The organism is Microbacterium sp. NPDC097977 (genome assembly GCF_040302605.1).
Classification (GTDB): Bacteria; Actinomycetota; Actinomycetes; order Actinomycetales; family Microbacteriaceae; genus Microbacterium.
On record NZ_JBEOUR010000076.1, the window covers coordinates 1 to 15,209 of the forward strand.

The window sequence follows — 15,209 nt, forward strand, 5'->3', positions numbered from 1 at the left end:
CCGGACATCGAGAATCCGTACTTCACCGAGATGGCCCGCGGGGTCGAGGACGTCGCCTCGGAGGCCGGGTACTCGGTCGTGCTGTGCAACTCCGACGCCCAGGTCGAGAAGGAGGCCACGTACCTGCGGATCGCGATCGCCGAGCACATGTCCGGCATCATCATCGCGACCGCCGACGAGACCTCGAACCTCGACAGCATCCTGGCGACCGGTCGCCCCGTCGTGGCGGTCGACCGCAGCACGACCTACGACGTCGACGGCGTCGTCATGGCCAACCGCGCCGCGGGCGCATCGGCGGCGAAAGACCTGCTCGGAGCCGGTTACCGACGCATCGCCTACATCGGTGGCCCCGAGCACATCGACACGGCCGCCGAGCGCGCCGCGGGCTGGCGCGCCGCCATGGGATCGGCGCATCCGGAGCTCGATCTCGACGAGCTGGAACGCTTCGCCACCTTCCGGGTCGACGGCGGGCGCGCCGCGATGGAGGAGCTGCTCGCGCTCGCCGACCCGCCGGACGCCGTGGTCGCCGGCAACAACCTCATCGGCGTCGGGGCGATCCAGGTGCTGACCGAGCGGGGGCTCACCCCGCCGGAGGTCGGCGTCGCGGTGATCGGCTCGCTGCCCTTCACCACACTCTCTCCGACCGCGGTCACGGTGGTCCGCCTGCCCGCTCGGCACATGGGCGTCACGGCGGCGCGGATGCTGCTCGACCGCATCGGCGGAGACACGCAGCCCTCGCGCACGGTGGTGCTGCGCAACGAGATCCAGCCCGCCAGCGCCGTCAGGACCTGACCCTCCGCCACGGCGATGCAGGGATGTCCGCACATCGCCTTGCGTCTTGAAATCGATTTCGCGTACAGTTGCGGGAGATTTCAGAATCATCAGCATCGGTTTCAAGGAGGACGCCATGCGCCGCACCCCCGGGGCCCCATGGGTCGAGTCCGGAGCGCCCGCATGACCCGTCGTGCCGTCGGCATCCCGCACACCTCGCAGGCGACCGCCTTCCCGCTCGGCGGCATCGGCACCGGCAACGTCTCGATCGGCGCCCGCGGCGAGCTGCGCGACTGGGAGCTCGAGAACCTGCCGGACAAGGGGCGTCGCAACCCGCACTCGTTCTTCGCGATCCACGCCGCACCGGACGACGGCCCCGCGGTCACCCGCGTTCTGGAGGCGCGCTTCACAGGGCGTCACGACGCCGACGCCGGCTACGCGTTCGATCAGCTGGCGGGGCTCCCGCGGCTCGACGGGGCCACCCTGCACGGCGAGTATCCGATCGTCGACGTCGACTTCACGGACGCGGTGCTGCCGGTCGACGTGTCGCTGCATGCCTTCACCCCTCTGGTGCCTCTCGACGCCGATGCCTCCGGCCTCCCCGCCGCGGTGCTGCGGTATCGCGTCACCAACCCGGGCGTCGGCCGCGTCGCCGTCACGGTCGTCGGCAGCGTCTCGCACACCGCAGGGCGGGGAGTCCCCGGACCGGATGCGCCGTGGGGCCTGCGTGCGACCCAGAACGTGCGCTGGCGCGACGAGGGGGCCGTGCGCGGGCTCGACTTCGGCATCGATCTTCCCGCATCCGACCCCGGATACGGCACGCTCAGCCTCACCACCTCCGATCGCTCTACGACCGTCAAACCGCAGTGGGTCACCAGCTACTGGCCCGACGGGGCGCGGCTGTTCTGGGACGACCTCGCCGACGACGGACAGCTCGGGGTCGAGCCGCGCCTCACCCTCGAGGATCGCCCGCGCGGGCTGTTCGCCGAGCTCGACGCCGATCCCGACGCCCCGGCCCTGACCGAGGCCGAGATGCTCGCGAAGCTGCCGCGCCTGCGCACCGGATCGCTGGGCATCGTGCACACGCTCGATCCGGGTGAGACCCGCGATTTCGAGTTCGCGCTCTCCTGGGGCTTCCCGAATCGTCGCCGCGGATGGCACGGCCACATCGTGTTCGCGGATCCGCCGGGCGACGACGTCGTGCGCAATCACTACGCCTCGCTCTGGCCGGATGCCTGGGCCGCGGCCACGCACCTGCACGAGAACCTCGAGGAGTTGGAGGGCGCGACGGATGCCTTCGTCGAGGCGCTCTACGGCGGCACCCTCGACCCCGTGCTCGCCGACGCGATCGGTGCGAACATCGCCGCGGCGCGATCGACCACCGGATTCGTGCTGGAGTCCCCCCACCCCGACCTGGGCGACGGCCCGGTGTTCGCGGCGTGGGAGGGATCGTTCGATCACGGCGGATCCTGCGAGGGCACCTGCACGCACGTCTGGTCGTACGCGCAGACGCTCGCCTGGCTGTTCCCGTCGCTCGAGCGCAGTGCGCGCCGGGCGGAGTACCTGCTCGAGACCGACGCGGCCGGCGCCCAGAAGTTCCGCGGCAACCGGGTGTTCGGGGGCCCGTCGTGGTTCATGGGTCCGGCCGTCGACGGGCAGCTGGGAACGCTCCTGCGTCTGCACCGCGAGTGGAGGTTCAGCGGCGACGATGCCTTCCTCCGCGAGCTGTGGCCCGCGGCCGCACGCACCCTCGACTACGCGATCCGCGAATGGGACCGCGACGGCGACGGGCTGCTCGACGGCGAGATGCACAACACCTACGACATCGAGTTCCACGGCGCCGAACCTCTCGCCAACGGCGTGTACCTCGCCGCGTTGCGCGCGGGGGCCCGGATGGCCCGTCACCTCGGCGAGGAGGAGCGCGCGGCGGGGTGGGACGCGCGCGCGGACCATGTCGCCGCGGCGATGGACGAGACGCTCTGGAACGGCGAGTACTACCGTCAGGTCATCGCCGACCCCGACTCCCACCGCTACCAGTACGGCGACGGCGTGCTGTCCGACCAGCTGCTCGGGCAGTTCCATGCGTACGTGAACGGACTCGGGAGCATCCTGCCCCCGGAGCGGGTGGACTCGGCGCTCGCCGCGATCGTCGCGCACAACTTCCGCGACGATCTCTCCGCCCACGAGAGCACGCAGCGCGTCTACGCCCTGAACGATGAGGGCGGACTCCTGCTCGCCTCGTGGCCGCGGGGCGGTCGGCCCGTCATCCCGTTCGTGTACTCCGACGAGGTGTGGACGGGGGTGGAGCACCAGGTCGCGGCCTCGCTCCTGTTCGCCGGACGCGTCGATGACGCGCTGCGCATCGAACACGCGCTGCGCGCACGCTACGACGGCGCGCATCGCAGCCCCTGGAACGAGATCGAGTGCGGCAACCACTATGCGCGATCGCTCGCCTCCTGGGCGCTGCTGCTCGGCGCGAGCGGCGCACAGTGGGACGCCCCGAGCGGCACGCTCTCGTTCGCCCCGGCGAGCGCAGGACGCTTCCGCAGCCTGTTCACCACGGGCACCGGATGGGGGCGGGTCGAGGTCGACGATGAGACGCTCACTCTGCATCTCGACGGCGGCACGCTCGAGGTGGCCGACCTGCGACTGCGCGACCGCGGCCTCGCCCGCGGCATCCGACTCCGAGCGGGGGAGACGCAGGCGTTCCCCCTCGACCCCGCCCCGACCGTTCGATCGACCGGCGCGACCAGCGCCACGACCGATAGCGGCATCACGACCAGTAGCACCACGACCAGTAGCACCATCACGACCAGCACCATCAGCGGAGAGGCATCATGACCACCTACACCCTGCCGGCACCGGCATCCCGACCCGCATCCGCGCCTGCGACCGCGTACCTGATCGCCTCCGGCGACCTGCGCGAGGCGGCCAACACCGGCGGCTGGCCCGTGCAGGTCGAGCTCGAAGCCGGCGTCACCGGCGTCTTCGAAGAGCTCGGATGGACCGTCATCCGCGCCAACGACGTCGACCCCGAGACCGGTCACGGCTTCATCTCGAGCCAGCGAATGGGGCTCGAGGTCTTCAGGAACATCCCGACGGACGCTCCTCTCATCGTCGCCGAGGCGGTGTGGCAGTACTCGCACCACGTGCTCGCGGGGCTGCGCACGCACAAGGGGCCGATCCTCACGGTCGCGAACTTCGCGGGGGACTGGCCGGGTCTCGTCGGCCTGCTCGGGCTCAACGCCGGACTGACGAAGATGGGCACGCCGTACGCGACGATCTGGTCGGTCGACTTCACCGACGACTGGTTCCGCGACGGCATCAGGGAGTGGACCGAGACCGGGGCGATCACGCACGACGCCTCGCACGTGCGCCCGCTGCCCGAGCTCCCCGACAGCCCCGAGAAGCAGCTCGGGGAGGCGCTCGCCGCCGAGCTCCTCGCGGAGAAGGCCATCATCGGCGTGTTCGACGAGGGCTGCATGGGCATGTACAACGCGATCTTCGACGACGAGCTGCTGAACAGCACCGGCATCTACAAGGAGCGCCTGTCGCAGTCGGCCCTGTACGCCGAGATGCTGAACGTCACCGAGGACGAGGCGGATGCCGCCTACGACTGGCTGATCGACGCGGGCATGACGTTCATCTACGGCGAGGACGCCGCGACCGAGCTCACCCGCGAGCAGGTGCAGTGGCAGCTGAAGATGTACATCGCCGCGCTCCGCATCGCCGACGACTTCGGGCTCGACGCGGTCGGCATCCAGTACCAGCAGGGCCTGAAGGATCTGGTGCCGGCATCCGATCTCGCCGAAGGCATCCTCAACTCCACCGAGCGTCCGCCCGTGACCTCCCGCGACGGCTCGCGCGTACTGCACGAGGGGCGCGCGTTCCCGCACTTCAACGAGGCGGACGAGGGCGTCGCGGTCGATGCGCTCGTCACCGACCGCGTCTGGCGGGCCATGGGACTGGTGCCCGACAACACGCTGCACGACGTGCGCTGGGGCGAGGACTTCGACGGGCAGTTCGTCTGGGTGTACGAGATCTCGGGCTCGGTGCCCGCCTCGCACTTGGGCGGATGGCAGAACGCCGAGGGATGGCGCCAGGGCCATGTGTTCTTCCCCGCGGGCGGCGCCACGATCAACGGCGTCTCGAAGCCGGGGGAGATCGTGCTGTCGAGGGTGTTCATCGCCGACGGCATCCTGCAGGCCGACATCTTCCGCGCATCGGTCGTCGAGCTGCCGGCGGAGGAGACGCAGCGGCGCAAGGACGCCACCAACCCGGAGTGGCCGATCGCCCACGTCGTGCTGCACGGCGTCTCACGCGACCAGTTCATGGCCCGCCACAAGGCCAACCACGCGCAGACCGTGTACGCCCCCGACGCCGAGACCGCCGACCGGGCGCTCGTGGCGAAGGCGGCGATGTTCGCCGGCATGGGCATCAAGGTCAACCTGGTCGGAGACGTGAACCTCTGACACGGATCACGGGCGAGGCCACCGTGCACTCCCCGCAGTGATCCCGGACCGGGAGCCCGGCCGGACCGAGAGCTCAGTCCAGATCGAAGAGCTCGAGCTGTCGCACGGTGACCTCGGCCTTCGCCCGCACGCGGAGGGCCGAGGTCATCGTGCGTGCGGCGAGGGTGAACGGCGTCGTGCGGTCGGCCGGGAGTTCGGTGTCGGCGGTGACGGCGACCGGCTCCCAGCCGCTCGTCGTCTCCGTCTCCCACACGAGAGCGGTCGAGGATGCCGCGGACACCATCGTGACCGAGACGTCGCTGACCGCTCGAGCCTCGCCGAATCGCCAGCCGATCCATTCGCCCGGCCGCAGGACGATGCCGCCGGCGCCGGCGGGTTCGCCGTCGTCGACGACGCGCTCCGCGTGGCGGACGCCCTCGGACGCGATCGTCGCGCCGTCGCTCGCCGTCAGGTCGGGGCGCCACGGCGCAGCATCCGTCTTCGCAGCCTCTTCGAGCCTGTCGTCCGAGGAGTCGCCGAAGACGAGGTCGAGCACCGCGTCGCCGACGAGGGCATCGACGGGCAGCTCGGCTGTCGTGAGCGGGATGCCGTTCAGGCGCGCCTCGTGCAGCACATGCGCGCGCGGCGAGCGGCGGTGGGAGCGGATGCGCAGCGTCGATCCGCTCCCGCGGTCGACGCGCACGTCGTCGAGCAGGGGCGAGCCGATGCGCAGGACTCCCGAGGCGAGTTCGAGCGGATAGAGCCCGAGCGCCGCCCAGAGCCACCACGCGCTCATCTCGCCGTTGTCTTCGTCGCCGGGGAATCCCTGGCCGATGTGGGCGCCCGCAAACAATCGGCCGGCGAGGTCGTGCACGATCGCTGCCGCGCGCCACGGGCGGTCGCTGTACGCGTACATGAACGGGATGTGGTGGGCGGGCTGATTCGAGATCGCGCACATCCCCGCCCGCAGCGCCCTGGCCTCCCGCTGCTCATGGATCACGGCGCCGTAGGAGCCGCCGAACCGCTCGTCCGCGGTCTCCGGTTCGGCGAACAGGGCGTCGAGGTGACGGCCGAAGTCCGCCGGGCCGCCGTGGAGTGCGGCGAGGCCCGCCCCGTCGTGCACGGCTCCGACCGACATCCCCCAGGCGTTCGTCTCGACGTTGTCGCCGCCCCAGACGCGGGGATCGAAGGGCTCGGACGAGAACGATCCGCGGTCATCGCGGCCGCGGAAGAACCGGGTCGCGGCGTCGAACAGCGAGCGATACGACAGTGCGCGGTTCGCGAAGTAGCGGGCGAAGGCGCGGTAGCGCGCGGCATCCGTCGGCGAGGCATGGGGGTCGGACGCGAGCTGCGCGGCGAACCGGCCGAGGGCGGCGTCGCTCACCGCGTTCTCGATCGTCCAGCTCATGCCCTCGGGGACGTCCGACGAGATGGAGCCGGTGAAGCGGCCCCGCCCGATGCCCTTGCGGCCGCGCAGCGCGTCGGGGCCGGGCTCGCACGCGTTGCGCCAGCCGCTCTCGAACGCCTCGCGCCGATCGAAATCGACGCCCCAGCGCGCGGCGTCCGCGAAGATCTGGTCGCTCGACGTGCCCACCATGCTGTCGACGTATGCCGGAGCGCTCCAACGCGCCATCCAGCCTCCCCGCCGGTACTGCGCGAGCTGGCCGTCGAGCAGCCGGCCGGTCAGCGCGGGATCGAGCAGAGCCAGCGCAGGCCATTCGGTGCGATAGGTGTCCCAGTAGCCGTTGTTCACGACGAGTTCGCCGTCGACGATCGGCGCGCTCGTCTCGCGCTCGCCGAACGGCTCCCGCGCGGCGAACACGTCGGCGAACCGCCAGGCGGGCGCATCCGCCGTTCCGGTGTTCTCGGCGGCGGTGTTCGGGTACAGATGCATCCGGTGCAGAGCGGCGGCGAGGCGGTCGCGGTTCTCCTCGTGGGCCAGTCGGCGATGGGGAGCGTGCGCCGCGGGCAGGGGCGGGATCGTGACGCGCCCCAGCACACGGTTCCACGACGCGGCGGCGGTCGCCCGAAGCTCGTCGTAGGCGACGTCTGCGGGTGCCTCGAGGTCGAGGCTGCGTCTGGCCTGCTCCACCGAGAGGAACGACACCGCCACGCGCACCTCGAGGGAACCGTGTCCGCCGACGTACCCGGCGACCCGGGCCCTGCCGTCGTCGTCGAGAGCGCCGTGCAGATCAGCCGCATCGTCCCCCTCGCGTCGCCGCACGGTGCCGGCGAAATAGCAGCGGGGAGCGTTGCCCCAGTCCTCGGGCCCCTCCGGCGTCCAGCCGGCGAAGCCGTCGTCAGTCCACACCAGACGTCCCTCGTCGGTGGGCTGATCGATCACGAACCCGACGATCGCGTCGGTGTCGGTGTCGGTGTCGGTGCTGTGCACGCGGAATGCGGCGGTGTGCGAGGTCGCGGTCATCTCCGCCCGGAGCCCGCCTCCGAGTTCGACGGCGTACTCATGGGGGCGTGCGCGCTCTGTGCCGGGGGTGATCCACCGGCGGCGCGCCGCGCGTTCGGACGTCGGCCGCCCGTCGAACGGCATCAGCTGCAGCACCGAGCGGTCGCCGATCCACGGACTCGGCTGGTGCGAGAACTGCAGGGCCTCGAGACGCCGTCCTGGCGGGTCGTCGTGGATGCCGGGTCGGTAGGGCCAGCGGGTGTCGGAGGCGTCGGTGGCCGGGGTGACGAACGTGAACCCGTGCGGCAGGGCGACCGCCGGGATGGTGTTCCCCCGCGAGAATCGGGGTCCGGAGTGGCTGCCGCGGCGCGTGTCGACGCGCTCGACCGGAGGGAGGGCCTCGTCGATGGCGGGCTGCTCGGCGATGACGCACTGCACGAAGCCCGTGACGTGTGCGGGGAGCCCGCTCGAGCCCGCCAGTGACCCGGTGCCGAGCACCAGCTCGACGGCGACCGAGGTGCGGCGCGTCGGATCCGCATGCATCGGAGCGAGGCTCACCGTGTCGGCGTTCCACTGCTCGGGCATGCTCCAGCGCGCCGCGAACTGCGCCTCCGGAGTGAGGGGGACGTCGTACCGGTCGCGCACGGCGGCGACGTCGCTCAGTCTCGTCCCGTCGACCGCTCGCGCATCCACCGTCACGGCCAGCGCCGCATGAGGGGCGAGCGTCGCCGCGTCGCCGTCGGCGTAGAACGCCCAGTGCAGCACCGTGTCGGGGGTGACCGGAACATCGTCGAGGCCGGGCACATCGATCCGCTGCGCGCCGGCCGACGGATCGACGGCGAAGGCGAAGACCGGGCCGCGCAGCACGCCCGCCCCCGGTCGCGACGAGGGAGGATCGAGCGGACCGTCGGCCGGCGTCAGCCGCACGCTGCTCACCCCTTCACCGCGCCCTCCTGCACGCCACGGAAGAAGAAGCGCTGCGTGAACGAGAACATGATGATGATCGGCACGAGCGCGATCATCGTGCCCGCGGCGATCAGGCGGGGATCGACCGAGAAGCTGCTGTTGAGGTACGCCATGCCGACCGTGAGGGTGTACTTCGACGGGTCGGAGAGCACGATGAGCGGCCAGAGGTAGTCGTCCCAGGCGCCGATGAAGGCGAAGATCGCGACGACCGAGACCATGCCGCGGATGTTCGGCCACACGATGTGACGGATGCGCTGCCAGGTCGTGGCGCCGTCGACGGTCGCGGCATCCAGCACGTCCTTGGGGATCATCCGACAGGCGGTCGCGATGAGCAGGACGTTCATCGCGCCGATCGCGCCGGGCAGGAAGACGCCCCACAGGGTGTCGGCGAGGCCGAGCGCCCTGATCGTGAGGAAGTTGCTCGTGACGGTGACCTCGCCGGGGAACAGCAGGGTGGAGAGCAGGATGGCCATGACGATCCACTTGCCGCGGAACTTCATGCATCCGAGGGCGTAGCCGGCGAAGGTGGCGAGCACGACGTTGCTCACGACGGTGCCGATCGACACCAGCAGCGAGTGCCATGCGTAGAGGTACACGGGCACGACGTCGGCGACCGTGAGGTAGTTCTGCAGGGTCGGATCGCGCGGGATCAGGTCAGGGGGAAAGGAGTAGATGTTCTCCTGGGGTCCCTTGAACGAGGTCGAGAGCTGCCAGACGAACGGGCCGATCACCAGCACCAGCACCAGAAACAGCAGGGCGTAGCGCCCGATCAGCCCGCCGAGCGTCGGGGTGCTGAAGTCGCCGGAGCCGCGACGGCGGAAGATGCGCTCACGGGTGGCGGGCGGCGTCCGATCGTCGGGGCGCCGCTCGGGGTCGAGGCGGGGAGGGGTGAGCGTGCTCATGCGGAGACCTTCGCCTTCTTCTCGCGGTTCATGAACGCGATCGCGGCCATCGGAAGCAGGGTGAGCAGGAAGAGGGCGACGCTGATCGCGGAGGCGTAGCCGATGTTGCCGTTGAGCCCGGATCCGACCTGGCGGATCAGCATCACCAGCGACAGGTCGTACCCGCCGGGGCCGCCGGTGCCCTTGGAGAGCACGTCGAGCTCGGCGAAGACTCTCATGGCCGACACCGCGATGAGCACCGCGATGAGGAGCATCGCGCCGCGCACCGAGGGGATCGTCACCGAGAGGAAGCGGCGGAACGCGCCCGCGCCGTCGAGCATGGCGGCCTCGTGCAGCTCCTTGCCGACGTTCCCGAGGGCGGCGAGGTACACGACCATGTAGTAGCCGAGTCCCTTCCAGACGGTCAGCAGGATCGCGCAGCCGAGCAGCAGCCACCGGTCCACCAGGAAGGCCATCGGACGGTCGATGACGCCGAGGAACTCCAGCGTCTGGTTGATGATCCCGCGGCTGTCGAACAGCCACGTCCAGATCAGCGCCACCACGACGACGGAGGCGATGACGGGGAAGTAGAACGTGGTGCGGAAGAACGCGATGCCCGGCAGCTTCTTCTGCACGAGCATGGCCAGCAGCAGCGGGAGGATCGTGAGCAGCGGCACGCACACCACCACGTAGATGATGCACGTGGTGAGCGCGTTCCAGAACATCTCGTCGGCGAACATCCGCTCGTAGTTCGCCCCGCCGACGAACGCGGGGGCGCGCAGGGGCTTGGCGTCGGTGAAGCTCAGGAAGACGGTGTTGAGGAACGGCCAGAGCGCGAACACCAGCACCCAGACGACGGCGGGGCCGAGGAGGAGCCAGGGGGTGAACCACCTGTGCGATCGCATGCTCGTCCGACGGGTCCGGATGGCGGTGTCCGCGCTCATGGCTTACTGATCCACCCGGTTCGCGTTGGCGTACTCGACGATCTTGTCGAGCTGGTCCTTCGGGTCGGCCTCGCCGTTGACCGCGAGGGCGATCTGCTGCGTCATGTAGGTGGCCATGTCGGAGGTCCACTGGAACGGGATCGCCTTGGCATCCTGCATCGCGGCGAACACCGTGTCGATCGCGGCGAGCTGCTTCTCATCGGTGATCGACGACGAGATGTTCGCGACCACGTCGTCGCCGCCGGCAGAGGTGCCGGGGGCGGTGCCGACGGCCAACGACGAGAACGCGATCTGGTTCTCCTCGCTGGTCGCGAACTCGGCGAACGCGAGGGCGGCCTCCTTGTTGTCGGAGTCGGCCGACACGTTCAATCCCTGCACGTACAGCGGCGCGATGCCGAGGCGCTGGGTGGCGACGGTGTTCTCCAGCAGCGCCGGAGCGTCCTTCGCGAGGTCGGTGGTGAAGCCGGTGCCTCCGGTGGTGAAGGCGACCTTCTCCTGGATGTACGCCTCGGCGTTTCCTCCGTAGTCGCCGGTGAGGGCTTCGGCGGGCATCGCTCCTGCCGCGTACGCGTCGGCGAACTTCTGGATGATCGCGGCGGCCTCGTCGGTGTTGAAGTCGAACTCGCCGTCATCGTCGATGACCTCCATGCCTGCGGAGGTGAAGGTGTCGAGAGCGGGGATCGACGACAGCAGCTGCACCTTGCCGCCGGACTCAGCGGCGACCTTCTCGGCGAGGGTGAGGAGCTCGTCGACCGTGGTGGGCAGGTTCGCCTCGGTCACGCCGAAGGGCGCGAGCTGGGCGAGGTTCCACCACGACGCGTCGCTGGACAGGTACCACGGCAGGCCGTAGGTGCCCTCCATCCCGGGGTACTGGCTGTAGGCCTCCCAGGCGCCGGTGTTGTACGAGGATCTCAGCTCAGGGTCGGCCGTCTCCAGGTCGACCAGCTTGCCGGCGGCGACGAGCGGATACGCGATGTCCGGCGGCAGGTTGAGCACGTCGGGAAGAGTGTCGGCGTTCGCCTGGCTGAGGATCTTCTCCTGGTAGCCGTCGCCCGGCTGGTCGAGCCACTCGACCGTGACATCGGGGTGCTCCTTCTCGAACGCGTCGATGAGGTCCTCGAAGTAGGGCGTGAACTTCTCGTTCTTCAGTGACCAGGTCTGGAACTGGATCGTCCCGCTCAGCTCGCCGGACGTGTCGATGGGACCGGAGGCGCCGGTGGGGGCACCTCCTCCGGTGCAGCCGGCGAGAGCCATGGCGCCGATCGTGAATGTTGCCAGAGCGACAATGCGTGCGGGAACTTTCATCGTGCTTCTTCCTCGAGGCGGGCGATGGCCGCAGGTCCGAGGTCACGGACTGCAGCGCTTTAGCAGATGAAACCACCGGATGACCGCCCTGTCAAGGCGGTGGCTCCGACGAACACCGGCGGCGCGGAGAACCTCGTGCCGGTATGTTGCTCAAGCGTTATAGTGGTGCAACATGTCCTCGTCGGAGGGCTCCGTCGGAAAGGTCCGGACACATGACGCAGCGCCGCGCTCTCGATGCTCCCCTGAGATTCGGGGCGAATTACACGCCGTCGAAGGACTGGATGCATTCCTGGCTCGACTTCACCCCCGACGACGTGCGTCGCGACTTCGCCGCCCTGGCGGAACTCGGACTCGACCACGTCCGCGTCTTCCCGCTGTGGACGGTTCTGCAGCCCAACCGCACCCTGATCCGTGAGAAGGCCGTCGACGATGTACGCGCGATGGTCGACATCGCCGCGGAGTTCGGCCTGGACGCGAGCGTCGACGTGATCCAGGGGCATCTGTCGAGCTTCGACTTCGTGCCGTCGTGGCTGTTCACCTGGCACGACCGCAACATGTTCACCGACCCGACCGCGCTCGACGGACAGGTCGCACTCGTGCGTACTCTCGCCGGCGCTCTGCGCGAGGCGCCGAACTTCCTGGGGCTGACGCTCGGCAACGAGGTCAACCAGTTCTCGGCGCACACGCACCCCTCGCCGTGGCCGGTCACGACCGACGAGGCCGGCGCCTGGATCGAGACGCTGCTCTCCGCCGCCGAGGATGCTGCGCCGGGTGTCGGCCACGTGCACAGCGAGTACGACGCGGTCTGGTACATGGACGGGCACGGTTTCACCCCCGCGCACGCCTCGCGGCTGGGAGAGATGACGACGATCCACTCCTGGATCTTCAACGGCACCGCCCAGCGCTACGGCGGTCGATCCGTCGCCTCCGATCGTCACGCCGAGTACCTGATCGAGCTGTCCCGCGCCTTCGCCACCGACCGGCAGCGGCCGATCTGGCTGCAGGAGGTCGGCGCTCCCTCGAACTGCCTCGACGAGAGCGAGATGCCGGGGTTCCTCGAGGCCACGCTGCGCTCCGCGGTGCGTACCGAGAACCTCTGGGGCGTGACGTGGTGGTGCTCGCACGATGTGAGCCGGGAGCTGGGGGACTTCCCCGAGCTGGAGTACTCCCTCGGCCTGATCGATCAGAGCGGCGCGGCCAAGCCGATCGGACGCCGATTCGCCGAGCTGATCCCGGAGCTGCGGGCGCGTGCCGCGGCACCCGTGCGCGACACGGCGATCGTGGTCGAGGTCGACCCGCACGAGGTGCCGGTCAGTCGCGCGGCGCTCAGCCCCGGCGGTGCCGTCTTCCAGGCATGGGTGGATGCCTGCGCGCGCGGCGTCGATCCCGCCTTCGTCACCTCGCTGGCAGCCCTCGATCCCGCGGCACTCGCGTCGCGCGGCATCCGCACCCTCATCCGCCCCGATCTGTCGGGCGATGCCGTCGACCCCTACGGCTCCGTCAATACCGTCGTCGGCTGACGCGGATCGCGCATCGCTCGCGCACAGATTCGCGGACCGCTCGCGCACAAAGCGCGTCGAGCTCAGGCCGTGGCCGGCGGGGCGGTGCTCTCTCGGGCGCTGAGGGTCGGGGTCGGTCCCTGCGTGCTTGGCAGCGTCGTGCCCGCCTCGATCTGCTGCAGCAGCAGGGTGGCGGCCTGTTCGCCGAGCTCGAAGGTGTCGCGGGTCATCGCCGTGATGGAGGGGTTGATCAGCCCGGCGATCACCGAGTCGTCGAAAGACGCCAGCGAGACGTCCCGCGGAACGACCCGCCCCATCTCCTGCGCCACCCGGAGGCCTGCGACCGCCATCACGTCGTTGTCGTAGACGATCGCGGTCGGACGCTGCCGCCCGGAGAGCAGGGTGCGGGTGACGGCCGAGGCGCGCGTCGGCGAGAAGTCGGTGGTGATCACCTCTCCGGCGATGCCGTCGGCGGACATCCGCTCGAGCACCTCTGCGCGCAGTCGGGTGTGCTCGAGATCGGCGGGGCCGGCGACATACGTGATCCGGGTGTGCCCGAGGGCGGCGAGGTAGGAGAACAGGGTGTCGGCCACCTCGTCGTCCGCGATCCAGACGCTGGGCACGGCTCCCTCGGGAGACGGCTTCGAGCCGATCAGCACCGCGCGCGCGTCGAGGGCGGCGATCCTGTCGCTGCGCGGATCGTCGTCGCGAGGGTCGATGAGGATGATGCCGTCGACCTGGTTCGACGACCGCCACTGGCGATGCACCTCCATCTCCTCGCCGATGTCGCCGACGAGGCGCAGCTGCAGGCTGACCTTGCTCTGCGACAGTCGCGATTCGATGCCGGCGATCAGGTCCGTGAAGAACGCCTCGGACCCGAGCGAGCGGGCCGGGCGGGCCAGGGCGAAGCCGACCGTGTTCGCCCTCGCGCCCACGAGCGCCCTGGCGGCCGAGCTCGGCTGCCAGTGGTTCTCCTCGACGATCGAGAGGATGCGCTGGCGCGTCTCGTCGCTCACCCCGGGCCGTCCGTTCAGCGCGAACGACACGGCGCCGGGAGAGACCCCCGCCATGCGCGCGATGTCGGCGATCGTGACGCGTTTGCCCAGAGCCATGCGCCTCACACTACTTGATCGGTTTAGCCCCCAGGAAGGCGATGACGGATGTCCGGGGCGATCAGCACTAGATCGCTTTAGTAAATCGGATAGCATGGACGGCAGCCGCCCCTGATCGGGCGCGCATCGAGCCCCCCCACTCACCGTCGAGCCCGGAGAACACCCACCATGCATGACGACACCTCGCTCACCGTCGGTCGCGTCTCGCGCGTCCTCGCAGAGCGCATCCGCCCGGCCATCCACTCCGCATCCGTGCCCCTAACGGTCGAGAGTGTCGAGCTGCCCGGTGAGCCGATCAGCCCCGCCGAGGGGCTCGCGCTCGAGTTCGCCGGGACGTCGGTTCCGAGCATGTGGGGACCGGCGTGGTCGACCACCTGGTTCCGGCTCTCCGGGCGGGTGCCCTCCGACTGGGCCGGTCGCCGGGTCGAGGCCGTGATCGACCTCGGGTTCGACATCAACATGCCGGGCTTCCAGTGCGAGGCGCTCGCCTACCGCCCCGACGGGTCGCCGGTGAAGAGCATCAACCCGCGGAACCAGTGGATCCCCATCGCGCAGACCGCGCAGGGCGACGAGCCCGTCGAGCTGTATCTGGAGGCGGCCGCGAACCCCGTGCTCCTCGACTACCATCCCTTCCTGCCCACGCAGGAGGGCGACATCCGCACCTCCTCGCCGGAGCCGCTGTATCGACTGCGGCGCCTCGACCTCGCCGTCTTCGAGACCGAGGTGTTCGAGCTGTGCCTCGATCTCGAGGTGCTGTTCGAGCTGCAGGCCGAGCTGCCGGCGACGTCGCCCCGCCGCATGCGCATCCTCCAGGCGATGGATGACGCGCTCGACGTGCTGGATCTGCAGCGCATCGCCGAGACCGCATCCGATGCC

9 protein-coding genes and 1 pseudogene are annotated in these 15,209 nt (G+C 70.0%); 5 read left to right on the top strand and 5 right to left on the bottom strand.

Going from position 1 to position 15,209, the window contains the following annotated elements; genetic code table 11:
* The 3 genes from ABTZ43_RS14435 to ABTZ43_RS14445 form a co-directional block, all read left to right on the top strand.
* The coding region (locus tag ABTZ43_RS14435; protein ID WP_350539319.1) for a substrate-binding domain-containing protein at window positions 1-792 on the top strand (792 nt) is incomplete at its 5' end.
* A gap of 162 nt (window positions 793-954) precedes the next feature.
* Window positions 955-3,612, top strand: a complete 2,658-nt coding sequence (locus tag ABTZ43_RS14440) for a GH116 family glycosyl hydrolase (RefSeq protein ID WP_350539320.1) — start codon at window positions 955-957, stop codon at window positions 3,610-3,612.
* Window positions 3,609-5,243 carry a fucose isomerase gene (locus ABTZ43_RS14445; protein WP_350539321.1) on the top strand — a complete coding sequence of 545 codons (1,635 nt, stop codon included), beginning with the start codon at window positions 3,609-3,611 and terminating at the stop codon, window positions 5,241-5,243. The genes ABTZ43_RS14440 and ABTZ43_RS14445 overlap by 4 nt, the downstream gene beginning before the upstream one ends.
* 73 nt (window positions 5,244-5,316) lie before the next feature.
* Here the strand turns inward: ABTZ43_RS14445 and ABTZ43_RS14450 are convergent, their stop codons facing one another.
* Genes ABTZ43_RS14450 through ABTZ43_RS14465 form a run of 4 tightly spaced genes read right to left on the bottom strand, consistent with a single transcriptional unit; the run spans window position 5,317 to window position 11,722 of the window.
* Window positions 5,317-8,562, bottom strand: coding sequence for a glycoside hydrolase domain-containing protein (locus ABTZ43_RS14450; RefSeq protein ID WP_350539322.1), 3,246 nt, complete (start codon window positions 8,560-8,562; stop codon window positions 5,317-5,319).
* The gene (locus ABTZ43_RS14455) at window positions 8,559-9,494 is read right to left on the bottom strand and encodes a carbohydrate ABC transporter permease (protein WP_350539323.1); all 936 of its coding nucleotides are present in this window, start codon (window positions 9,492-9,494) and stop codon (window positions 8,559-8,561) included. The genes ABTZ43_RS14450 and ABTZ43_RS14455 overlap by 4 nt, the downstream gene beginning before the upstream one ends.
* Window positions 9,491-10,378, bottom strand: a complete 888-nt coding sequence (locus tag ABTZ43_RS14460) for a carbohydrate ABC transporter permease (RefSeq protein ID WP_056419250.1) — start codon at window positions 10,376-10,378, stop codon at window positions 9,491-9,493. The genes ABTZ43_RS14455 and ABTZ43_RS14460 overlap by 4 nt, the downstream gene beginning before the upstream one ends.
* A gap of 42 nt (window positions 10,379-10,420) precedes the next feature.
* Entirely contained in the window at window positions 10,421-11,722 is a 1,302-nt protein-coding gene (locus tag ABTZ43_RS14465) for an ABC transporter substrate-binding protein (RefSeq protein WP_350539324.1), read from the bottom strand.
* A 212-nt stretch (window positions 11,723-11,934) separates the two neighbouring features.
* Here ABTZ43_RS14465 and ABTZ43_RS14470 point away from each other — a divergent pair, with 212 nt between their 5' ends.
* Window positions 11,935-13,242 carry a glycoside hydrolase 5 family protein gene (locus ABTZ43_RS14470; protein WP_350539325.1) on the top strand — a complete coding sequence of 436 codons (1,308 nt, stop codon included), beginning with the start codon at window positions 11,935-11,937 and terminating at the stop codon, window positions 13,240-13,242.
* A 62-nt stretch (window positions 13,243-13,304) separates the two neighbouring features.
* Here the strand turns inward: ABTZ43_RS14470 and ABTZ43_RS14475 are convergent, their stop codons facing one another.
* Window positions 13,305-14,333: a LacI family DNA-binding transcriptional regulator gene (locus ABTZ43_RS14475; protein ID WP_350539326.1), complete on the bottom strand. Its 1,029-nt coding sequence runs from the start codon at window positions 14,331-14,333 to the stop codon at window positions 13,305-13,307.
* A 168-nt stretch (window positions 14,334-14,501) separates the two neighbouring features.
* Here ABTZ43_RS14475 and ABTZ43_RS14480 point away from each other — a divergent pair.
* Window positions 14,502-15,209: pseudogene (locus ABTZ43_RS14480) on the top strand (alpha-mannosidase); the annotation flags it as partial.